The organism is Nannocystis exedens, assembly GCF_002343915.1.
Taxonomy (GTDB): domain Bacteria; phylum Myxococcota_A; class Polyangia; order Nannocystales; family Nannocystaceae; genus Nannocystis; species Nannocystis exedens.
Map to the genome: position 1 here is coordinate 9,251,588 of NZ_NETK01000001.1, position 21,599 is coordinate 9,273,186.

The window sequence follows — 21,599 nt, forward strand, 5'->3', positions numbered from 1 at the left end:
CCGCAGGACATGTGGCGAGGGGTCACTGGCCGGCGATGCGCTCGGGGGTGGCGGCGGCGAGCCAGGCGCGCAGCTCGGGCATGGTCTCCGGCAGGTCGTCGGGCCAGGCGCGCACGCTGCCCTCGGCGCCGAGGGTGACGATCATCCGCCCGCCGGCGGCGAAGCCGGCGCCGGTGATCGCCAGGGGGTGGCCGGCGAGGGTGCGGCCCTCGCCGTCGGCGAGGTCGATGACGCGGACGGCCCCGTCGGCGCCGTGGGTGAGCAGGCGGCGGCCGTCGCCGGCGAGGGTGAAGCCGTGCAGCTTGCCGAGCGGCCCGGTCAGCGGGGCGAGGTGCTCACCTGTCTCGACGGACAGGCGACGCAGCTGCGTCTCGCCGCCGCTGAGCAGGATCAGGGCGCGGCCGTCGGCGGAGAAGGCGAGCTGTTCGACGCCGTGGCCGCCCTCGTCGAACGCGCGGAAGCTGCCGTCCTGCACGCGCCACAGGCGAACGGTGTGGTCGGCGCAGCCGCTGGCGAGCCAGGTGCCGCCGGCGAAGGCGAGCGCCGTGACGCGCTCCTCGTGCGGGGCGAGGTCGCGGTGACGACCGGTGGCGAGCTCGGTGAGGCGCACGCGGCCGTCGTCGCTGCCGGCGGCGAGCCAGTCGCCGCCGGGGGCGAGGGCGATGCTGGTCGCGGGCGCGGGGAAGCGATCGAGCTCGAGGCCGGCGCCGCTGCGATCGATGCGGCGCACGCTGCCGTCGACGAGGGCGACGACGACGGCGCTGCCGTCCGCGAGCCACAGGAGCTCGAGCGCGGCGGCGGGCAATGCGACGGCGAGCGGCGCGGTCGCGTCGAAGCGGCCCAGCAGGAGCGTGGCGGGCGGCGCGGCGCGAGCGGGGTGACGGCCGTCGGAGCCGGTCACCCAGGCCCGGGGGACGCCGGCGAAGCTGCGACCGTCCGGCGAGGCGGCGAGGTGGACGGCGGCGGCGCGCGGGACGGCGTGCTCGGCGATCACGCGCCCGTCGAGCGCGACGATCCGCAGCCGGCCGCGGTCGTCGATCGAGGCGACGCGATCGTCGACGGACACGGCGAGGCCGGTGGCCGGGGCGGCGTGATCGGTGACGATCCGCCCGGCGCGGCGCGGCTCGAACAGGCGGACCTCACCGGCGGTGGAGACGGCGAGGATCGAGCGCCCGTCGGCGAGCAGCTCGGCCTCGGTGACGACGCCCTCGAAGCCGGCGTAGACCTCGCTGCGGCCGGAGGCGAGGTTCCACAGGCGGACGGTGCGATCGACGGAGCCCGACACGAGGCGCCGGTCGTCCGCCGAGAAGCTGACCATCTCGACGGGGCCCTCGTGGCCGACGAACCGCCGCACGAGCTCGCCGGTGCGCGTGGCGTAGACGTGGATGTCGGCGCCGACGGCGAGGGCGAGGCGATCGCCGGCGGCCGAGAAGGCGGGCCTGCGCGAGTGCGAAATGCCGTCCAGCGGACGGCGCGTCATGGTCGCGAGGTCCCAGTGCACGGTGGCGTCGTTGCTGAGCTGGAGGGCGACGTCGCCGTGACGATCGAGGAACCACTTGCCGGTCGCGCCGCGCGTGCGGGGGAGGTGTTTTTTTGCGGCGCCGTCGAGGTCGCGGACGTAGACGTCGCCGAGCTCGGGCTGGACGATCAGGCGGCGGCCGTCGAGCGAGAGGTACGAGCGACTCGGCCGCTCCTCGGGGGGCGTCAGCAGCTCGACGGCCGAGGCGCCGGGTCGCAAGATCCACGCCTCGCCGCCGATGGTGTGCGCGCCCAGGATGGCGCCGTCGGGGCGGAAGACGAGCTGGCGCGTCGGCGAGGGCACGGCGATCGTGGCCCGCGGGGCCCCGGTGCGGGCGTCCCAGAGCCGCAGGGTGCGGTCCTTCGAGACCGTCGCGATCTCGTCTCCGTCCCAGGTGTGCTGGGCGTTCCAGATCTCGTCGTCGTGGCCGACGAGGACGCGCGCCTCGCCGCTGGCGATGTCCCACAGGCGGGCGGTCTTGTCGTCGCTGGCGGTGACGAAACGGGCGCCGTCGGGCGAGACGCTGATGCGGCTGACATAATCGGTGTGGCCGTGGAAGGCGCGCGAGATCCCGCGGGCCTGGGCGTCGGCGACGAGCTCGCCGACGCCGACCTCGCCGCCGAGCCGCTCGCACAGGGCCGCGGGGCCGCCGGTCGTGGTGTCGGTGTCGGCGGTGGTGGCCGTGGTCTCGTCGGTGGTGCCGGTCACCGGCTCGGTCGTCGGCCCCATGGTGGTGGTCGTCGTCGGATCGCCGGTGGTCGAGGTGGTCGGCGGATCGGTGGTCGGCGCGGCGGTGGTGGTGTCGTCGGTGGTCGAGCCGGTCGTGTCGGTGGTCTCGCTCGCCGACGACGGCTACGACGGCTCGATCGCCAGCATGGCCTGCGCCCTCCTCGACGTGCCCGACGACGGCATCAACTTCGTCGCCGCGGTCACTGCCACCCTCGCACATCGGCCCGAGGGCGCCGAGGATCGCCTCCTGATCGGTCGGGGCGACGCCGGCGGTCTCCATCGCGGTGACGAGGTCGGTGACGAGCGCGCCGAAGTCGTTGATGTCGATGCCGACGTCGTCGTTGGCGTCGACCAGGCCCTCGTGGGCGGCGGCCATGGTCCTGCACTCGTTGCCGGCGCCGACGCCGGGGTCGATGCCGGGCGGGGCGTCGACCTCGAGGCCGTACTTGGTCGGGCCGTCGATGCCGCCGACCTGGCGCGTGAGACAGGTGTTGAGGCGCGCGAAGTCGGCGGCGCCGAAGAAGCCGTTGATGGCGACGTCGAGGGCGACGTTGTCGACGAACGAGCCGGCCTGGCCCGGGGCGCCGATCGGTCGCGCCGCAGTGCCGGGTCCGCATCCTCGAAGCATACACCCGCGCGCTGGGGCGCACCGAGCTTTCTGAGGCGCAGCCCACAGATCGCGGCGCGCGCCCGGCAGCGCCTGTCCGATCGGCCAGCCGAGCGGCGCGAGGTGTTATGCTCGTGGGGTGATGGATCGCTTCACGTTCACGTGCGAGCCGCCTGATGGCGATGCGCGCCGCCATCGGCTGTCATCAGGCGCCACGGCGGTGTCCTGGGCGGAGTTCGCGGCCGGTCTGCGCGCCGATCGGGGGCTGCGGGCGCGGCTCACCGAGACGCTGGCCGCGAGCCCGTATCCGGCGTTCTTTTGGGAGACGCCGGGGGTGTCGGCGAGGTCGACGGCGCAGCCGTTCGAGATGGTGGTGGTGTCGGCTCCCCACCTGGCTCGCGCGGAGCCGTCGCCGACCGCGTTCGCCGAACACCTCGAGCCGGACGGCCCGGCGGTCCGCACGTTCGCCAACCTCGGCGGCGACGCGACGCTGGTGGTGCCGCGACCGCTGACGGAACACGCGGCGTACGGCCACCTGGCGGCGTTCGTCCGCGGCGCGCCTGCCGGGCAGATCGACGCGCTGTGGCAGGCCGTGGGCGCGGCGCTGGTGGATGCGTGGGCGCGCAGCCCGGCGCCGGTGTGGCTGAGCACGTCGGGCAGCGCGGTGCCGTGGTTGCACGTGCGGCTCGACGCGCGGCCGAAATACTACGTGCATGCGCCGTACCGGGCGATCCGCGAGGGGTGAGCTGCATCGGCGAGGCCCGCGATAAAGGTGGTGGGGACTCGATGCAGGAGAGGCGTAGAGCAAGAGCTCAGCGAGCTCGATGCATGAAGGGATAGGAGTGAGCGCAAGGCGGTAGGTGGGGCTGCCTCTGCGAGGCTTGCGGTGGTGGCGACGCGATGCAGCAAGGAAGTAGAGAGAACCCAAGGGCGTAGAGCGATGGCGGTGCGCGGGGCAGTGGGCGCAAGGGCAGAGGAGCGAGCGGGTGGTGGCTCGGTGCAGCAAGGGAGAAGGGCGAGCGCAAGACGGTAGGTTGAGCTGCATCTGCGAGATTTGTGGTGGTGGCGATGCGATGCAGCAAGGAAGTAGAGAGAACCCAAGGGTGTAGAGCGATGGCGGTGCGCGGGGCAGTGGGCGCAAGGGCAGAGGAGCGAGCGGGTGGTGGCTCGGTGCAGCAAGGGAGAAGAGCGAGCGCAAGACGGTAGGTTGAGCTGCATCTGCGAGATTTGTGGTGGTGGCGACGCGATGCAGCAAGGAAGTAGAGAGAACCCAAGGGCGTAGAGCGATGGCGGCGCCGGGGTGAGCGGTGCAGCAAGGGCGAAGAGCGAGGGCAAGAAGGTAGGTTGGGCTGCATCCACGAGGCCCGCGAGATAGGCGGTGGTGACGACGCGATGCAGCAAGGAAGTAGAGAGAACCCAAGAGGTCGCTCGGTGGGCGCAAGAGCGTAGGAGCGAGCTCGGTGCAGCAAGGGCGTCGAGTGAGCGCAAGAGGTAGATGGGTGCTGACGGCGACTCGGTGCAGCAAAGAAGTAGAGAGCGGGCAAGGGCGTAGAGCTGGGGTCGGCGCGCGGAGCTCCCCAAAGCTCGGCGAGCGCAAGAGCGGAGGAGCGGACCGCTGAAGCTGGCGCGTAGAGGAGCGCTCGCGCGTCGTGATTCTCTTGCGTGTTCGCCTGCGGCTGCAGCAAGCGGGTCGCGACGGCGACTCGCCGGGGTGCATGGTCGAAAGCGCGCCGGTGAAGCGTGAGCGGCCGCGGCGACTCGCGCATGCTCGAGAATCACGCGAGGCGAGCGAGTCGGCGGCTGCTCGCGCGCATGGAGCTGTGGGCTTGCGATCCGACGCTGCAACGAGCGAGTCATCAGCTCGCGCTCCTCCGCGAGCGTCGACCGCGGCCTGCATCGGCATGACCGGCCGAGATCGCGGCGAACTCTGCCGGGAGCGGCGCGAGCGGTCGCTCGACGGCGATCGCGGCGATGTGGTCGCGCGATCAGCCGAGGGCTGCGGCGAACGCGGGCGGGAGCGGGGCGGTGATCGGCAGCTCGCCGGCGATCGCGGCCGAGAGGTCGAGGCGCAGCGCGTGCAGGTAGAGGCGATCGGCGGGCTCGCCGCCGTAGAGCTCGTCGCCGAGGATGGGCAGGCCGAGCCACGCGAGGTGGACGCGGGCCTGGTGGCGCCGGCCGGTCAGCAGCTCGAGCGACCACAGCCGACGCGGCCCCGGCGGGCTGTGCGGCTCGACGCGCGTGTGCGCGGGCTGGCCGGTGCGGCGCACGGCCATGCGATCGCGGCCGAAGCCGGGGCCGAGCGGGGCGCGGACCTCGACGGTGGTGGCGCTGACGGGCGCGAGCCAGAGGTCGGGCGGGGGTGGCCAGACATGGTCGAAGGGGCATGTCGTGACGGCCATGTAGCACTTGCCGACGCGGGCGGCGGCGAAGGCCTCGCGGGCGGCGACGAAGGCGGCGCGGGTGCGGGCGAAGGCGACGACGCCCGAGGTGCCGCGGTCGAGGCGATGGACGGCGCCGCCCTCGCGCGCGTCGAGGCCGGCGGCCACGCACTCGGGGAAGTCGACGGCGACCCGGTCGGCCAGAGCCGGCGGGTCGTCGGGCCGGAGGCGGTGGGTGTGCAGGCCGGCCGGCTTGACGACGTAGACGAACGCGTCGGTGGCGGCGAGCAGCTCGGGGCCTTCCACGGCGATCGCCGGGGCGGCCGGGGCGGCCAGCTCGAGGCGCTCGCCGGCGCGGACGCGGTGCGACGGCGGGGCCCGCCGACCGTCGACGGTGAGCCGCCCGGCGAGGGCGAGCTCCCGCGCGACCCGGCGCGACAGGCCGGCGAGGCGTCGCCCGAGGACCACGTCGGCCCGTGCGCCGTCGTCCTCGGGCCCGGCGACGCAGGCGAGCCGCGTGCTGGAGCGGTCCCGAGCGGCGCCGAGGTCGGGGAGCGCGTCGTCGCGGCGGCGGGCGTCGCGGGCGGGGGGGGCGTCATTCAGGGAGCGTGCGTCGGGGCGCGCGTCGTCGCGGCGGCGGGCGTCGCGGGCGGGCGGTGCGTCATTCGAGCAGGGTGCGTCGGAGCGCGCGTCGTCGCGGCGGCGGGCGTCGCGGGCGGGCGGTGCGTCATTCGAGCAGGGTGCGTCGGAGCGCGCGTCGTCGCGGCGGCGGGCGTCGCGGGCGGGCGGTGCGTCATTCGAGGAGGGTGCGTCGGAGCGCGCGTCGCCGGGCCGGCGCGAGGTCCTCGTCGCGCCTCCGGCGGACCCGGCCTCGACGTGCCCCGGGGGACATGTCGTATCGGCCCTGTCCGAGGGGACATGGCTTTGGGGACCTTTCCTTTTGCGCGTCACGCGACCCCGGGGTCGGCGAGGACCAGCGCGTCGGCCTCGGCGCCGGCGGGCAGACCGGAGCCGGGCGGAACGAGGACGAGGAGGTCGCAGCCGCGCAGAGAGGTGAGGGCGCCGGAGACCTGGCTGGGCAGCGGCTCGGCGCGGCCGTCGACCAGGCGGGCTCGGACGCAGTGGGTGCGCCGCCCGGCGCCCTCGGCGGGGCCGGCGAGGACGACCCGCCGGCGCGGCCGCTCGACCTGCTGGTGGCCGCGCAGGCGGCGCAGGGCGGGGCGGGCGAACAGCTCGAAGCCGACGTAGGTGCTGGCCGGGTTGCCGGGCAGGGCGAACACCCACGCGTCGCCGAGGCGGGCGAACGCCAGCGGCCGGCCCGGCCGCAGGCGGACGCGGCGGAAGATCGGCTCTGCCCCGAGCGCGAGCAGGGCCGGCCACACGAGGTCGTGGTCGCCGACCGAGATCCCGCCGCTGACGAGGACGACGTCGGCGCCGGCGGCCGCGTCGGCGAGGGCCCGGCGCAGCGCCTCCGGCTCGTCGCCGACCCGCCCGAGGTCGCGCACGTCGGCGCCGGCGGCCTCGGCCTGGAGGGCCAGCATGAGGCCGTTGCTGCTGACCACCTGACCATGTCCCGGAGGACAGCCGATGTCGACCAACTCGTCGCCGGTGCAGAGGACGGCGACCCGCGGGGGCCGGTGGACCAGGACGTCGGCGTGGCCAGCCCCGGCCGCGAGGGCCAGGTCGCCGGGGCGCAGGGCTGTCCCGGGGGCCAGGATCTCGACGCCGGCGGCGAGGTCGCTGCCGGCCCGGCGGACGAAGTGGCCCGGCCGGATCTGGCCGGCGCGGGCGAGGTCGACCCGCAGGCGCTCGCCCTCGCGGCGGACGTCCTCCTGGGCGACCACGGCGTCGGCCCCGGGCGGCAGGACGGCGCCGGTGGAGATCCGCATGGCCTGGCCGGGTCCGACCTCGGCGGCGGAGGGATGGCCCGCGGCGCTCTCGCCGACGACGGCGAGCTCGACCACAAATGTTCCGGAGGACCTGTCTTTGCGAGGCCCGCCCGCGCCGGGGATCGTGGCTGCCCCGGGGGACAGATCGATGGAAGGCACGCTCGCGCCGGGGGGCGTGGCTGTCTCTGCGGACAGGTCGGCGGGGGGCACGCTCGCGCCGGGGGGCGTGGCTGTCTCTGCGGACAGGTCGGTGGCAGCCGCGCCGCGGGCCGTGGCTGTCCCTGCGGACAGGTCTTCGCCTGTCCGCGGGGACAGGTCGGCGGCGCGCACGGCCCAGCCGTCCATGGTGCTGACGTCGGCGCCGGGCATGGCCCAGCGGGCGTGCAGCGCCTCGGCGAGGACGCAGCCGCGGGCGGCCCGCAGGGCCCGTCGCTCGCCCGGGAGGGGGGCGCAGGCGGACAGGACGCGCGCGAGGGCGTCGGCGAGCTCGAGGTCGTCGGCCGTCATCCGGTCTTCTTCTTGCTCTTCTTCGGCGGCGTGGTCTTGTGCTTGCCGCGCCGCGACCAGCCGCGCTTGCCCGGCAGGGAGTTGGTCTCCTCGGTCGAGGGCACGGGGTTGTCGACGGCGGAGGCGGCGCTCGGGTCGTCGGCGGTGGCGGCGTAGCGAGTGGCGTCGACGTCCTCGGCGGCGACGTCGGCGCGCAGGTCGTCGGGCGCGGGGCCGACGTTGCCGCGCGGCGGCGGCGCGTCGACGGTGCCGCGGGTCTCGCCCGCCTTGACGTAGACGACCAGCAGCTCGCCGGCGCTCGGCGTGTGGCCGCGGTCGATGCCGTTGATCCGCGCGAGGTCGCCGTCGGTGAGGTCGAAGCGCTTGCCGATCTTCTCCAGGGTGTCGCCCTTCTTCGCCTTGTAGCCGCGCCGCACCAGGCCGCGCTGCTTGAGGCCGGCCTCGAGGTGCTCGCGCGAGCCGCGGACCACGAGGTCGACGGCGCTCTGCTCGAGCACGACGATCTTGGCCGCCTTGGCGTCGAACGACCGCGGGACGACGATCTGCAGCACCTGGCCCGGCTGCAGCCGCGCCTGCGGGTCGAGGTCGTTCCAGGCGACGATGCTGTCCCAGGGGACAGAGAAGGCGTCGGCCAGCCCGCGCGGGGTGGTCGAGCGGGTGACGACGAAGAACACCAGCCGCTGGTCGGCGCCCACGGCGACCTTCGGCGCCGGGACCAGCAACCTGTCCGTGGAGGCAGGTGCGGCGGCGGCCGTGCCGCGCGGGACCAGCAGGACGACCCCGCGCTCGAGCTCGCCGTTGTCCTCGAGGCCGTTGAGCTTGCGCAGCTGGGCCTCGGTCGCGCCGTAGCGCTGGGCGATCGCGGCGACGGTCTCGCCGTAGGCGACCACGTGCTGGATGTGGTCGCCGCCGGCGCCGTCGCGCACGCCGCCGCGCTCCCACGCGGCAAGCTTGGCCTTGGGGATCCGCACCGGATAGCTGCGCCCCGGCGGGGTCCGCTTGCGGATCAGCTGGGCGTTGAGCTCCTCGATCAGCGCCGGGTCCTCGTCGATCGCCTTGGCCACCGCGCTGAGGGCGGTGCCCGGCGGGACGTCGACCTTGACGAAGTGGATCGGCGGCAAGCTGTCCGAAAGGTCAGGTCCGAGCTTGAACGCGGCCCGGTTGCGGCCGACCAGCGCGGCCGCGAGGATCTTCGGCACGTAGAGCGTGGTCGCGTGCGGCAGGCCGCTCTCGATCTCGCACAGGGCCCAGAAGTTGTTGCTGTTGGCCCGGGCGATCGCGGTCATCGCCAGGCCGTAGCCGCCGTTGAAGGCCGCCAGCGCCATCTCCCACGAGCCGAAGCGGACCCGCAGATCCTTGAGGTAGGCGGCCGCGGCGTAGGTCGAGCGCTCGATGTCGTGCCGCTCGTCGACCCAGTAGTTCTGCTCGAGGCCGTAGACCTTGCCGGTCGGCTCCATGAACTGCCACAGCCCGGCGGCCCCCACGCGCGAGCGGCGGTGCGGCTGAAACCCGCTCTCCGCCATGGCCACGAACACCAGGTCCTCGGGCACGCCGACCTCCTTGAGGATCGGGCGCAAGATGTGCTCGTAGCGGTTCATGCGCCGCAGCCAGCCGCGCATCAGCGCCTGGCCCTTGGCGTCGTCTTTGAAGAAACGCAAGTATTCGACCAATTTGGCGCCGTAGCGGATCGGCAGCTCGGGCAGGGCGAGCGCGGCGATCCACTTCTCGGGCGCGGTCTTCTCGATCGTCCCCCGCGGTGTGCCGGCCAGCACGCCGCGCTCGAAGCTGGCGAGGTCCTCGCGCGCGGCCGCGTCGGGGTCGACCGCCCGCGCCCCGTGCGTCTCGTGGATCGTGGCGCCGTCGGGCCGTCCACCACGCACCTGGTCGCGACCGCCGCCGGCGACCTCGAGGGGCCCGATCCGTTCGCGCTCCTCCGCCGGTGCGCCGTGAGCCACACCCGCAACGGCCAGCCAGAGGGCGGTCACGAGCCCGCCAAACCCGCTCCAGGAGGGCGTATAGGCGGTTTTGCGGCGCCCGCGCAGATCCGGACCTGGTCGCATTCGCATCGCCGCCCACGCTAGCAAAGCGAGGCTCGAAGGACTACCTTTCGGCCATGCTCCTGGGTGTCCTCAGTCCCCTCGAGATCGTCATCATCGTCGCGGTCATCTTGCTCGTGCTCGGCCCGTCCAAGTTGCCCGCGCTGGGATCGAGCATCGGTCAGATGCTGCGAGGGTTCCGCAAGGAGATGAAGGCGATCGAACACGACAAGCAACAAGAGGCCGAGCGCCGCGGCGAGATCGACGTCACGCCGAAGGACGAGCCGAAGCACAGCCGCCCGGGCTGACCGCTCTCCCGTCGCCCCGCCTCCTCGCCGCAAAAATTTACGCAGCCCGCTCGTTCCGGCCGGAGTGAGCGGGCTTGGCCGTCGAGGCGAAAATTGCCGAAGCCCGCTCGTCCGTCCGGAGCGAGCGGGCTTCGCCGTCGACGCCGCGAGGGCGCCGACCGGGCCTCACTTCGAGTTGAGGATGACGACCACGACGATCGCGATGATGACGACCACCACGAGCGCGATGTAGACGACGTTCGAGCTGCCGGTCGGCGGCGGCGTGGTGGCGATCGGCTTCGCCTCCGGCTCGGCCGGCTTGCTGGTCGCCTCCTGCTTGGGCGTCGGCAGGTTCGCGTTGGACGTCGCGGCCTGCTCGACCTTGGCGGCGACGGCAGGCTCGGACGGCGCCGGCGGGTTGCTGGTCGCGGTCTGGGCCGGCGGCGTGTGCGGCGGAATCCGCGGCTCGGGCTGCACGGCGCTGACCTTGGCCTCGGCGACCGGCTCGACCTCGATGGCCTTGTTGCCGGCCCGCATCGACGAACCGGAGGTCGGCGCCGCAGCCACCTCGGCAGCTCGCGGATCCATGCTCGCAGGCCGCTTCGGCGCCTGGATGATCGTCTTGTTGCCGGCCCGCGCGGGCGGCTCGGCGGCGACAGGCTGAGGCGGCGGCGTCGACACCGGCGGGGTCGGCGGCGTTTGCACCGACACCGGCGGCGTGGCCGCGGGCGAGGTCGGCGGCGCCTTGGCGGGGGGCGCCTCGGCCTCGACCGGACGCGCCGGCGGCGGCGCCTCGACCTTGCGCGGGGTGAGGTCGGACGTCGGACCGACGTGGCTGTAGACGCTGAAGTACGCCTCGGCGCTCTCGAAGCCCTGAGCGAACAGCTGCCCGGGTTCGGCGAGCGACGGCTCGTTGGCCGCCTCGAAGTCCAAGATCATGCGGAACTCGCAGTGCGGGCACGCGATCTGGACCAGCGGGGCGATCTGGTCGGCAGGGATGCGGAAGGGACCGGCGCAGGACGGACAGAGGACGAACATTAGAAGTCCAGACCCAGGGAGAGAGTGTACTGCTGTTGCAGCCCGGATTTGTCGGCGACCTTGTTGCCTTCGATCTCGCCCTCGCGCTTGCCGCCAGGGACGATCATCGCCTCGACGCCGACGCGCAAGACGCTGAAGATGAATCGGAAGCCGAGGAACGGGCGGTGCCGGTAGATCATACCCGCATCCTTGAAGACGAACTCGCTGAGTACCGGTGACTTGTCGAGGTACTCGTCGGTCGTCGGCGTGGCGTCGAGCACGCCGGAGCGCGCGAAGATCATCAAACCCTGATAACCGACGTACGGCGTCAGGTTGACGGTCTTGCCGACCCCGAACACGTGCGAGATCGAGATGTCGAACGCGCCCGTGGTCATGTTCATGTCCTCCGCGCCGACCAGGCGCGAGAACATGCCGCGCAGCGCGATCGACGGGATCGGCAGGTGGTGGAAGCCCTCGTGGAGCGCCACCTTGCCGTAGCCGCTGATCGTCCACATGCGGCTGCCGAACAGGTGCGTCGCACCGGCGCCGACCTCGATGCCCGGCCACAGACCCTTGCGACCCATGATCTGCAGGGTCGGCGCGACCTTGCCCGGATCGCCGCGCGTCGCGTTCTTCCAGAAGTTCTGACCGTTGCTGATCGTGTTCAGGCTGACGTCGGCCGACACGGCGAAGCCCGACAGGCCCAGCGAATCCGCGGGGTCGACCGGCTTCGGCGCCATGAGCACGCCGAGCTCGGACGCGAGGCTACGAAAGTCCCCGTCGTTGGCCGACACCATGCCGCTCGGATCCATCGTGCCCAACTGGCTGAGCCGCAGGTCGTAAGGTCCCGCCCAAGCCTCCGAAGAGCCGAGAAGCAAACTCAGGCCGAAAGCCGCTAGGGCAAACGAAGAAAGGAACCGTCTGGGCATGCGGGAGCTCCGAGATTCAGCGGTCGGCGCAGCGTAACTTGCGCCAGCGAGGTGTGTCAAGGTTCGCGCCAGGCCGTGCTGGGCCGAGGAATACGCCCGATCGTAGGTTGCCGTGAGACGCGCGTGGGGTGCTGCCGCGGCCCGTGCTGACGCAACTAAGGAGACCGGGCGCGCCCCGCAGCGGGCGTCGCACCGGCGCCGAGCCCAGGCGCAGGGCCGCGGAATTGACGGGGCTGCAGGCGGTCCGCCGCCCCGCGCTCGTTGACCGCGCAAAGGCCGGCTGCTAGCGTGCCCGGCCTGCAGCCGCCGCACGTACAAGGCCCTCCGTTCGCCCGCACAAGCCCGAATCGGCCGGGAGATCGGTTCGGGGCGCGGGCGCGAGCTCCCGCGTCCCCCAGACGCCCCGGACTGCTGAGCCTGTTCGTGCTGTCGTGGGCCTCGCCGCTCGCGCTCGCCGGCCCGCTCGGCTTCGCCGGCGATCTGCCCGCGTGGGCCCCCGTCGCCGGCTACGTCGGCGCGGCCGCCCTGGCCCTGCTGGTGCTGTTCTGGCTGCTGTCCGGCGCCCTCGGCTACGAGCGATCGCTCGGCCTGCGGATCATCCGCGCCGAAAGGGTGCCGCGCGGCGCTCGCATGCTGTGCGCGGTGTGCTGGGCGATCGCCGCCGTGGCGCTGCTGCTGCTCAACCTCGGCTACCACAGCCTCGCGCTGGTGATCGCCACCGCCGCGGCCAGCTTCCTCGGCCTGCTGCTGCTGCTGGTCCAGTACTCGTCGATCTTCGGCACCACCAGCATCATCGGGGTGGTCCTGGGGGTCGCGGCGCTGATCGTCGTCCAGTCGGTCGCCACCGGCTTCCAGCACGAGTTCGAACGCCGCGTGCTCGGGGTGTACGCCCACATCAACGTGACGCGCAGCTCCGGCATGGCCGAGTACCGCCGCTTCGAGGCCTACCTGCGCACGCGGCCCGGCGTCACCGGCGCCAGCCCGTTCGTCTACTACGCGATGATGCTGGCGCCCTACGATCCGGAGGGCGGCCGCACCGACGACCTCCGCCTCGCCAGCGTGCTGGTGAAGGGGATCGAGCCGGACACGGCGGCGGAGGTGATCGACCTGCCGGCCCACCTGCAACGTGGCAGCGGGCGGGCGATCCCGCTCCCGGAGCTGCGCTCCGACTTCGAATTGATGCCGGTGCCCGACCGCGAGCCGGAGGAGCTGCCGCCGGCGATCGCAGCCACGCCCGACCCCCGCGGCGCCGGCTGGTACGAGCGGGCGATGGCCCACTACGCCCAGGTCCCCGCCGCCCGCAAGCGCATCCCCGGAGAGATCCGCGGCGATCTCCTCGACGACGACGTGTGGCCCGAAGAGCCGGCCGCCGGCGAACCCGCGGCCCGCTTCGACGCCAGCGCCCTGCCGACGATCTTCGTCGGCGCGACGCTGGCCCGCGAGCTCGGCCTGCGCGAAGACTCGCTGGTGATGGTGGTCGACCCGGGCTCGTCGTTCGACGCCTCGAGCGAGCCCGAATTCCAGTACTACCGCGTGGCCGGGATCTTCCAGGCCGGCTTTCAGGAGTACGACAGCCGGCTGGTGTACGTACACATCAAGGAGCTGCAGCGCTTCAAGTACCGCGGCCGCGACCAGGTCTCCGGCGTCGACCTCCGCCTGCAACACCCGGATCTCGCGCCCCAGGTCGGCGCGACGATCCGCGCGGCGCTGCCCGGCCGCGAGTACCAGGTGCTCGAGTGGCAGAACCTGAACGAGAACCTGTTCAAGAGCATCCGCCTGCAGAAGAACATCATCACGGTGATCCTCAGCCTGGTGATCACGGTGGCCACGTTCAACGTGCTGTCGGCGCTGTGGACGATGGTGGTCCGTCGCACCAACGACGTGGCCATCCTGATGTCGATGGGCGCGACCGGGCCGCAGGTGGCGCGGATCTTCCAGGTCACCGGGATGGCGATCGGCCTGTCCGGGGCGGCCGCCGGGGTGCTGTTCGGCCTGGTGCTGTGCTGGCTGGTGTCGCTCTACGGCTACACGCTCGACCCCGAGGTCTACTTCATCGAGGAGCTGCCGGTCGAGATCAGCCTGGCCCAGATCGGCTGGATCCTCGCGATGACGCTGGCGATCTGCTTCGTCGCCACGCTGCCGCCGTCGCTCCGCGCGGCCAAACTCCGCCCCGTCGAGGGCCTGCGCTACGAGTGACGCCGTGGCCGCTCGCAGCTCCCGCCGCTGGGCCCTGATCGCGCTGGTGGCTCGTCGCATGCTCCTCCGCGAGGGCCGGCGCGGGGCGGGCGAGACCAGCCGCGCGGTGCTGCTGGTGGCGGTGGCGCTGGCGATCGCCGGCGCGGCGGCGGCGCTGCTCGGGGTGCGGGCCGTCGCGCCGCCGCTGGTCGCCGGGATGGCGTCGCTGGTGGCGGTGGGCCTGCTCTGCGCGCGCCACCTGATGCCCGCGGTGGCGGTGGCGGTGTTCGGCACCGGCCTCGGCTGCGCGGCGCTGATCACGGTGCTCGGGGTGACGTCGGGCTTCGAACGCGAGCTGGTCGGCCGCCTCAGCAAGGTCGGCGGCCACGTGACGCTCACCGAGTACGGCCTCGACTTCGACGAGTACCCGCAGGTGGTGGCCCGCTGGGGCCCCGACCCGCGCGTGCTGGCGGCCTCGCCGTTCGCGTTCTCGACGGCGGCGGTGGTCCCGCTGAAGAAGGATGGCGGGGCGGACAGGCCCGATGGAGCAGGTCCGGAGGGACATGTTCGAGAGGACATGTCCTCGGAGACGCACGTCCGCCCGATCGACCGCAACGCGCCGGTGATCGCGCTGATCAAGGGCGTGGACCCAGCGCTCGCCGCGGGCCTGCCGGGCACGGCGGGGATGCTCCGCGCGGGCGACCTGACGAAGGTCCGCCCCGGCGACGTCCGCCACGGCCCGGCGATCGCGCTCGGCTCGCGCCTGGCCGAGCGCCTCGGCGTGGACGTGGGTGACTCGGTCCGCCTGGTGGTGCCCGCCGAGCTCGACGGGACGGCGGCGGCGATGATGCGGCCGCCTCGCCACGGCGAGTACGAGGTGGTCGACCTGCTCGACACCGGGGTCGGCGAATACGACGCGTCGCTGGCCCTGGTCCACCTGTCGGCCGCGCAGGCGCTGTTCTTCGCCGAGCGCCGGGTCAGCGGGGTGGAGTTCGCGCTGCGCGACCCGGACTCGGCGTCGGCGTTCGCCCGCGAGGTGGTGGCGGCGATGGGCGACGGCTTCCGCGCGACGACGTGGGAGCAGCAGGGCGAGGACGTGCTCGCGGGGCTGAGGCAGATCCGCGCGGCCGTGTCGCTGGTCCTCGGCCTGCTCGAGGTGGTGGCCGCGACGGCCCTGCTGGCGAGCCTGCTCCTGCTGGTCCGCCGCAAGCGCGAGGAGATCGCGGCGCTGATGAGCCTCGGCGCCGACTCGCGGGCGATCTTCGCCGTCTTCGAGGCGGTCGGGGTGTTCGCCGGGCTGCTCGGGACGCTGATCGGGGTGGGCCTCGGGCTGGCGTTCGGCGCGATGGTGGCGGTGTTCCGCTATCCGCTCGACCCGGAGGTCTATCCGGTCGACCACCTGCCGTTCGCGCTGTCGTGGATCGATCTGGCCGGGCCCGCCGCGGCGGCGCTGATCATCTGCGCGCTGGCCAGCGGCCCGGTCGCGCTGGTCGCCTCGCGGCTGCCGCTGCTCGCGGGCCTCGGGCGCGCGTGACACGGGCGCGGGGCGTGCGTCCTCGCGTCGGCAGGACCTGTTCTTGCGAACAGGTCATCGGCGAGGCCGGTGAGCCCGTGCGGACGGTCGCGGGGCCGGCTCGCCGGCACAATCTGTCCTTCAGGACATGGTGCTCGGCGAGCCGATGCGCTCAGTCGCGCCATTCCACGCGCAGGGGCATCGTCTCGAGCTCCTGCGGGTGGTAGGGCCGCTTGGCCGCGGCGCAGCCGCGCCACACGAGGGTGACGCGATCGCCGTCTGGCTCCAAGAGCATGGTGTGAAGGACAGGTTCGGTGGCGTTGAAGCGGCCGTCGCGGCCGTCGGTGTGCAGGCGCGGGGGCGGGGGGACGGCGAAGGCCCAGCGGGCGCGGGTGGGGTGGACGCCGTGCAGCTCGACGGGCTCGCCGCCGCGGAGATGGGGGACCTGCAGGCCGAGCGGGGCGCCGCAGGCGATCTCGTAGCGGAAGTCGAGGGCGGTCCGGCCGGTGCCGTCGGCGAGGAGCTCGGGGACGAGGCCGCGCTCGACCTCGAGCGGGGGCTGGTCGAAAAACTCGACGATCGGGACGAGGCCGCTGAAGGCGACGCGCGGGTACCAGTCGTACTGGACCCACCCGCCGGCGTGCGGCAGCGGCATGCGGTGCCAATTGTCGAGCCAGTCGCCGACGATGCGCTCGGGAGTGAGGAGGTCGCCCGGATCTTCGAGCTGCGGCAGCTCGAACTCGTCGTCGGCCCCGGGGTCGAGCTCGAGGAGGTAGCCGCGGCCGACGGGGTTGCGCGGGTAGAGGAAGGGCGAGGCGGCGTCGGGATCGAGGTCGCCGAGCGCCTTGCTCCACTCGGGGCTGCGCAGAGGGTTGCCGTGGCGGGCCTCGGCGCCGCGGTCGCGCCCGCCGTAGGCGAACAGGGGCGAGAGCGGGACCTTGTCGATCGGGAGCGGATCGGAGAAGCGAATCCTGCCCTGGCCGATCGAACAGGTGCGCGGGCCGACGACGGCGATCCGGTGCCGGTGGCCGTCGACGCGGACGAGGACGTCGAGCCGGCGCGCGCGCTGGCGGCCGTAGGCGTGGCCGAACAGGACGACGTCGGTGCGCGGCTTGTACGCGTGGAGGTCGGTGTCGGCGGCCAGGAGCGCGGGGACGTCGGGGTCGTCGAGCGGGGCGGCGAACAGCGGGGTCTGCTCGTCGGCGACGACGCAGCGGCCGTCGGCCCCGACGTCGTAGGTGCGCTTGGCCAGCACGGCGAGCATCGGCTCGCCCGAGGGGAGGACGTCGGAGACCTGCTGGACGGTGGGGCTCGGGCGGGTTTCGACCTGGCGCATGGGACAGATGAGGCGGGCGGGAGACTGGCGCGAGGGACAGGTGAAGGGACGGCGAGAGCGCGGGGAGACGGGAGCGGCCTGGCGCGAGGGACAGGTGAGAGCGGGCGGAGCGGCCTGGCGCGAGGGACAGGTGAGCGGGACGGATGCGGCGGTCGGCGTGAGGATGTCGACCTGGCGTTCGGGACAGGTGCGTCAGGGCCGGCAGACCGGCGGCGGCGCGGGGCCGATGGTCGGCGGCCGGCGCGGGCCGGGGGCGGCTGGGGGGCGGCTCGGGCCGCTTGCCGAACTCGTCGACGACGTGGTTATTGAGGTAGTCCTGGGCGCCGTTCGTGGTCGCGCCGCCGGGGGTCCACCAGCCGAACGCGCCGTTGGCGTCCATGCCGAGCGGGCCGCCGAACAGGAAGCCGGACACGGCGCCGACGGCGTTGTTGAGGATCGGGTTGGCGGCCTCCCGGCTGGGGCGCATGAAGGCCGGGAAGATCTTGAGAAAGGCGTCGGCGCGGGCGCGGTTGGCGGCGGCCATCTCGCGCGCGAGCTGGTTGATCACCTTTTGCTTGACCGTGCCGCGCAGGAGGTCCTTGGCGGCGGCCTTGGTCATCGCCGCGTTGAGGAAGCGGTTGGCGATCTTGTCGCTGAACTTGCCGAGGAGCTTGTTGAACAGCCACTGCAGCGCCCAGTCGATGCCGAAGCTGAGGAGGCCGTGGAAGAAGTCGCCCCAGGTCATGCCCGCGTAGTGGGTGTTGAAGGCGATGACGATGCCGGGGCGCATCGGGAACGGGGTGCCGCAGTTGAGGTTGAGGTTGATGCAGGCGAACGGGATGATGCACACCGCCGCCGGCTTGCCCTCGGCCTTGTACTCGGTGGTGCCCCAGTACGACTTCGAGGCGCTGAAGAGGATGTCGAGCGGCAGCAGGTACGACAGCATGCCGATGTGCGGGATGCCGGGGCCGATGTCGCTGCCCTTCTGCACCAGCGCGCCCCAGCTGGTGCTGTGGCTGATCGCCCGCTGATAGGTGCCCTTCCAGCCGCACAGCAGGTGGAAGCAGACGTACGGGACGGGGGCGGGCAGCGGCGCCGGCGAGCCGATCGGCCACGGGATGTGGAGGTCGTAGCCGATCATCGGGTGGAAGTCTTTGAGGACGGCGAACGGCACGGGATGTCCCTCAGGGCATGTCCTTCAGCGCAGGGCGACGAGCTCGCAGACGCGCTTCTCCAGCGGGTTCAGGACGTAGCGGAACGGGTAGCGGTAGGACACGAACACGCGCAGCAGGTCGGGCTCGACGCCGATCTGGTCGATCGCGGGGGTCTTCTCGGCGGTCTCGTCGCCGAACGCGAGGTGCACGCGCAGGAGGTTGTCGGGCAGGTGGAACACGAGCGGGCCGTCCTCGCGGACGCCGGTGATCGAGACGCGATCGCCGGGCTTGACCGCGGGGACGATCAGCTGCGGGAAGGCGGCGTTGTAGAAGGTGGGCCGCAGGACCTTGAGCATGCCGGTGTCGGGGTCGAACTCGACGCTGCGGCGCATCCGCGGGCCGAAGCCCTGGCCCGGACAGCAGGTGCCGACCGGCTCGGGGCGGTCGTCCCAGCGCGCGCACAGGTTCGCCGGGTCTTCGATGTTCGGCAGCGGCTGGCCCTCGGCGGCGCGCTCGTCGGGGTAGTAGCCGCGGCCGCCGGGGTTGTCGGGGAAGGCGACGGCGAGGCCGTCCCACTCGAAGCTGCCGCCGAAGCTGCGGTCGAGCGTCAGCGGCATGACGCGGAACGGCTCCGGCGCGCTCGGGACCAGGCCGCGCAGGCTCCGCTTCCACACGCGATCGCCGAACACCGCGAGCCGGCCGCGGAAGGCGCTGCCGACCCGCAGGTCGAGGTCGAGGCGCGGGACGGGCCGGGCCGAGCGCGCCGCGCCGAACACCAGCAGGTCGACGCCGCCGCGGTAGAACAGCTCGTCGCCCGGCAGCGGGCCCTGCGGGCTGTCCCAAGGGGCAGGTGAGACGGGCCACGCCTGCTCGCGGGCGACGCGGAGGCGGTCGCCGACGATGTCGTACGTGATCCGCACGGCGACCGAGCCGAACAGCCGCTTGTCGTCGATGCCGCCGCGGAACAGGCGGGCGTGGTACGGCGTGCGGTTGTCGAGCTTCACGGCGCCTTCAGCAGTTGACGAGCACGCGCTCGCCGTCGATCCGGACGTCGTCGTTGGCCTCGACCCGGACGTCGCCGAGCTCGGCGGTGATCGTCTGGACCCGCGCCGTGCTGCGGAGATCGCCGGCGGCGACGAGCTCGAGGTCGCCGCCCGTCGACAGCGACAGCGCCTCGTCGGAGCGCAGGGTCAGCTTCTTGGCGTCGAGCACCAGCTCGCCCGCGGCCTTGAGGGTCAGGCCGGCGCCCTCGAAGCGCAGCACCGGGCCGGTCTCGCGGACCTCGATCGCCAGCACGACCTTGCCGTCGCGGCCGATGAGCTCGAGGGTGTCGAGCGCGGGGTCGCGGCGCAGCTCGACGCGGTGCTGGCCGACGAGTTCAAGGGCAGTGGCCGGCGCTTCGCGGTCCTCGGGCATGCGGTGATGCTTCCACAGAATCGACTGCGGGGGCGGCGGCGGAGCGAGGGCCGCGCCCGCGCGGCGCTCGTCAGCGCGCGCACTCGAAGTGGGTGACCTGCCCGCGCACGACGGCGACGCGGTGGACGATCGGGCTGGCGGGCTCGTCCGGGTTGAACACGCGCACCTCGTGCTCCCCGGGCGCGAGGGTGAGCACCATCTCCGAACCGGGCATGCAGCTGCCGCCGCCGACGTCGCAGCGCTGGGTGCAGCGCAGCGCGAGCGAGCCCTGCGTGCGCGAGGTGAGGATCGAGGCGGACATGCCGAGGAGGACGAGGACGCCGACGACGAGGGCGATGACGGGGGCGCTGGCGCCACGCCGCGTCGCGGTGTCGACGGGCGCTGCGGCGCGCGCGGGACCGCTCGGACGCACGAGCCACGGGCTGGCGACGAGGACGACGAGGCCGAACACGACGAGCCACCAGGTCGGGCCGGTGGTGACGGCGACGGCGGACCGCTGACCCTGAAAGAAGGCGTGAAGGTCGTCGTAATGGGCCCGCGCGGTCGCCTCGTCGGCGAGGCCGACCGGGAGCTCGCGGCCGCTGGCGTCGATGAGCACGGTGACGCCGCGCCGCCCGGCGCGGCTGTCGTGGCCGTCGAAGCGGTGGTCGACGATCGCGTCGAGCGGGATGTCGCGGGTGCGCTCGAAGCCCCACAGGCCGGCGCTGTGGCTGCACGTGGCGGCGGCCCGGTCGCAGCGGAAGTCCGCGCGGTCGAGGCCGGCGAGCACCAGCACGACGCCGACGAGGGCGGCGACGAGGACGCCGAGGATCTGCCGGCTGCGCGCGGAGAGAGCCATGCGCGCGATGGTACGCGAGCGGCCGGCGAAGGCGAAGCAGGCGCGAGAGCGAGCGGCCCGGCCGGGCGGCAGGGGCGCGACTCGGCTGACATGGCCCGAAGGACAGGGTCACGGGGACCGCTCCGGGGGCGGCGGTGTCCTGCGAGGGAACCGCCGGGGGCGGCGAGCGGCCTTCGGCAGCGGACCGGGGCGCCGGTCGACCTGGCCCGAAGGGCAGGTCACAGGGCCGCTCTCCGCGCGGCCGGGGCCCGGCGAGGCGCGCGCTGCGGCCGTACGGTCGGCGGCCGGGTGCTGCGACCTCGGGCGCGAGCGGGGCGCCTCAGCGGGCCCGGGCTGCCAAGCCGCGAGCGGCCGCGGCGAGCTCGGCTGGCCTGGCGGACAGGCTGACCGATCGGGCAGGCGCGACCGACCCGCGCGGAGGCCGGCTCAGCGGCGGGCGATGACGCCGGCGAAGAAGAAGTCGAGCGGGACGCCCTCGTCCTCGCGGAAGCCGTCCTCGAGGTGCGAGCCGAACAGCTCGATCATGGCGTCCTTGATCTCGCCCTCGAGCGCCGACAGGGCCGGGTGGGTGATGTAGCCGGTGTCGAGCAGCCAGCGGGTGGCGTCGACGCCGGACTTGAACCACAGGCGGAAGTTGTGCTGCCAGCAGGTGTCGATGACGAGGCCGCCGCGGCCGAGCAGGTCGAGCACCGGGTCGACCTCGCGGGGGGTCGGCGGCTCGGCGACGGTGTCGAGCTCGAGGTGCTCGGCGAACTTGTGATAGGTCGCCATCGCCTGCGGGGCGCTGGTGGCGAGGCTGGTCAGGATGCCGACGCGACCGCCGGGGCGGACCAGACGGCCCATCGCCGGCAACACGCGCGGCCAGTCGAGGTAGGCGAGGGCGAACCGCATCGACACGACGTCGAACGAGTGCGCGGGCGCGTCGGCGATGAAGTCCTCGGCCTTCGAGTTGACGGGCACGAGGTGCAGGCCCTCCTCGGCGGCGCGCTCGACGGCGAGGCGCAACATGTTCTCCGAGGGGTCGACGGCGACGGTCTCGCCGGGGGCGATGAGCCGCATCATCGGCAGGGTGGCGGCGCCGCTGCCACACGCGAGGTCGACCAGGCGCTCGCCGCGGCGGAGGTGCAGGTCGCGCGTGAGCCGCTCATTGGGCGTCTTGACGTTGGGGCTCCAGAGGTCGTCGTAAAACTCGGCGACGCGGTCGTACGTCGACTGGAAGTAATGATCGAGGCTCTGCACGCGCCGCAGCGATACACCGAAGCCGACCCCCGTGCAACGTTCGTGGAGGCT

At 73.3% G+C, this 21,599-nt stretch carries 18 protein-coding genes; 7 read left to right on the forward strand and 11 right to left on the reverse strand.

Annotation, left to right across the window (positions count from 1 at the left end):
- Window positions 1–22: 22 nt before the first annotated feature.
- Complete coding sequence (locus tag NAEX_RS36180; protein WP_096332031.1) at window positions 23–2,248, reverse strand: WD40 repeat domain-containing protein; 2,226 nt, start codon at window positions 2,246–2,248, stop codon at window positions 23–25.
- Here NAEX_RS36180 and NAEX_RS36185 point away from each other — a divergent pair.
- Window positions 2,247–3,032, forward strand: coding sequence for a hypothetical protein (locus NAEX_RS36185; protein WP_096332032.1), 786 nt, complete (start codon window positions 2,247–2,249; stop codon window positions 3,030–3,032). The two genes, NAEX_RS36180 and NAEX_RS36185, sit on opposite strands and share 2 nt — an antisense overlap.
- A gap of 43 nt (window positions 3,033–3,075) precedes the next feature.
- Complete coding sequence (locus NAEX_RS36190) at window positions 3,076–3,600, forward strand: DUF6940 family protein (RefSeq protein WP_096332033.1); 525 nt, start codon at window positions 3,076–3,078, stop codon at window positions 3,598–3,600.
- A gap of 1,240 nt (window positions 3,601–4,840) precedes the next feature.
- On the opposite strand, the gene NAEX_RS51290 is transcribed toward NAEX_RS36190, so the two are convergent.
- The 3 genes from NAEX_RS51290 to NAEX_RS36205 all read right to left on the reverse strand — a co-directional run bounded on the left by NAEX_RS51290 (window position 4,841) and on the right by NAEX_RS36205 (window position 9,584).
- Window positions 4,841–5,701 (reverse strand): pseudouridine synthase, encoded by an 861-nt coding sequence (locus NAEX_RS51290; RefSeq protein WP_170136294.1) that lies wholly within the window; start codon window positions 5,699–5,701, stop codon window positions 4,841–4,843.
- 479 nt (window positions 5,702–6,180) lie between these two features.
- Entirely contained in the window at window positions 6,181–7,629 is a 1,449-nt protein-coding gene (locus tag NAEX_RS36200) for a molybdopterin molybdotransferase MoeA (RefSeq protein ID WP_096332035.1), read from the reverse strand.
- A complete protein-coding gene (locus NAEX_RS36205) occupies window positions 7,626–9,584 on the reverse strand; it encodes a LysM peptidoglycan-binding domain-containing protein (protein WP_100793105.1) in 1,959 nt (652 codons plus the stop codon). The genes NAEX_RS36200 and NAEX_RS36205 overlap by 4 nt, the downstream gene beginning before the upstream one ends.
- A 158-nt stretch (window positions 9,585–9,742) precedes the next feature.
- Between NAEX_RS36205 and NAEX_RS36210 the strand changes: the two genes are divergently transcribed.
- Window positions 9,743–9,973, forward strand: a complete 231-nt coding sequence (locus NAEX_RS36210) for a Sec-independent protein translocase subunit TatA/TatB (RefSeq protein ID WP_096332037.1) — start codon at window positions 9,743–9,745, stop codon at window positions 9,971–9,973.
- Between the two features lie 165 nt (window positions 9,974–10,138).
- On the opposite strand, the gene NAEX_RS36215 is transcribed toward NAEX_RS36210, so the two are convergent.
- Window positions 10,139–10,990, reverse strand: coding sequence for a hypothetical protein (locus NAEX_RS36215; protein ID WP_096332038.1), 852 nt, complete (start codon window positions 10,988–10,990; stop codon window positions 10,139–10,141).
- On the reverse strand, window positions 10,990–11,898 hold the full coding sequence (locus NAEX_RS36220) for a hypothetical protein (protein WP_143140737.1): 909 nt from the start codon (window positions 11,896–11,898) through the stop codon (window positions 10,990–10,992). The genes NAEX_RS36215 and NAEX_RS36220 overlap by 1 nt, the downstream gene beginning before the upstream one ends.
- Window positions 11,899–12,321: 423 nt before the next feature.
- Between NAEX_RS36220 and NAEX_RS36225 the strand changes: the two genes are divergently transcribed.
- Window positions 12,322–14,094, forward strand: a complete 1,773-nt coding sequence (locus NAEX_RS36225) for an ABC transporter permease (RefSeq protein ID WP_096332040.1) — start codon at window positions 12,322–12,324, stop codon at window positions 14,092–14,094.
- A 4-nt stretch (window positions 14,095–14,098) separates the two neighbouring features.
- A complete protein-coding gene (locus tag NAEX_RS36230; RefSeq protein ID WP_096332041.1) occupies window positions 14,099–15,607 on the forward strand; it encodes an ABC transporter permease in 1,509 nt (502 codons plus the stop codon).
- A gap of 151 nt (window positions 15,608–15,758) precedes the next feature.
- Here NAEX_RS36230 and NAEX_RS36235 read toward each other — a convergent pair whose 3' ends face one another.
- The gene (locus tag NAEX_RS36235) at window positions 15,759–16,922 is read right to left on the reverse strand and encodes a DUF2169 family type VI secretion system accessory protein (protein WP_096332042.1); all 1,164 of its coding nucleotides are present in this window, start codon (window positions 16,920–16,922) and stop codon (window positions 15,759–15,761) included.
- Window positions 16,923–17,299: 377 nt separating this feature from the next.
- On the opposite strand from NAEX_RS36235, the gene NAEX_RS36240 reads away from it, so the two are divergent.
- Together NAEX_RS36240 and NAEX_RS36245 are read left to right on the forward strand one after the other, a co-directional pair.
- Entirely contained in the window at window positions 17,300–17,656 is a 357-nt protein-coding gene (locus NAEX_RS36240) for a hypothetical protein (RefSeq protein ID WP_143825695.1), read from the forward strand.
- Window positions 17,657–17,677: 21 nt separating this feature from the next.
- Window positions 17,678–17,932 (forward strand): hypothetical protein, encoded by a 255-nt coding sequence (locus tag NAEX_RS36245; RefSeq protein WP_143825696.1) that lies wholly within the window; start codon window positions 17,678–17,680, stop codon window positions 17,930–17,932.
- A gap of 167 nt (window positions 17,933–18,099) precedes the next feature.
- Here the strand turns inward: NAEX_RS36245 and NAEX_RS36250 are convergent, their stop codons facing one another.
- From NAEX_RS36250 to NAEX_RS36265, 4 genes are all read right to left on the reverse strand, one after another.
- Window positions 18,100–19,059 (reverse strand): DUF2169 family type VI secretion system accessory protein, encoded by a 960-nt coding sequence (locus tag NAEX_RS36250; RefSeq protein WP_143140738.1) that lies wholly within the window; start codon window positions 19,057–19,059, stop codon window positions 18,100–18,102.
- A gap of 7 nt (window positions 19,060–19,066) precedes the next feature.
- The gene (locus tag NAEX_RS36255; RefSeq protein ID WP_096332046.1) at window positions 19,067–19,471 is read right to left on the reverse strand and encodes a hypothetical protein; all 405 of its coding nucleotides are present in this window, start codon (window positions 19,469–19,471) and stop codon (window positions 19,067–19,069) included.
- A 70-nt stretch (window positions 19,472–19,541) separates the two neighbouring features.
- The gene (locus NAEX_RS36260) at window positions 19,542–20,309 is read right to left on the reverse strand and encodes a hypothetical protein (RefSeq protein WP_096332047.1); all 768 of its coding nucleotides are present in this window, start codon (window positions 20,307–20,309) and stop codon (window positions 19,542–19,544) included.
- A gap of 426 nt (window positions 20,310–20,735) precedes the next feature.
- Complete coding sequence (locus tag NAEX_RS36265; RefSeq protein WP_170136295.1) at window positions 20,736–21,548, reverse strand: class I SAM-dependent methyltransferase; 813 nt, start codon at window positions 21,546–21,548, stop codon at window positions 20,736–20,738.
- Between the last annotated feature and the right edge of the window lie 51 nt (window positions 21,549–21,599).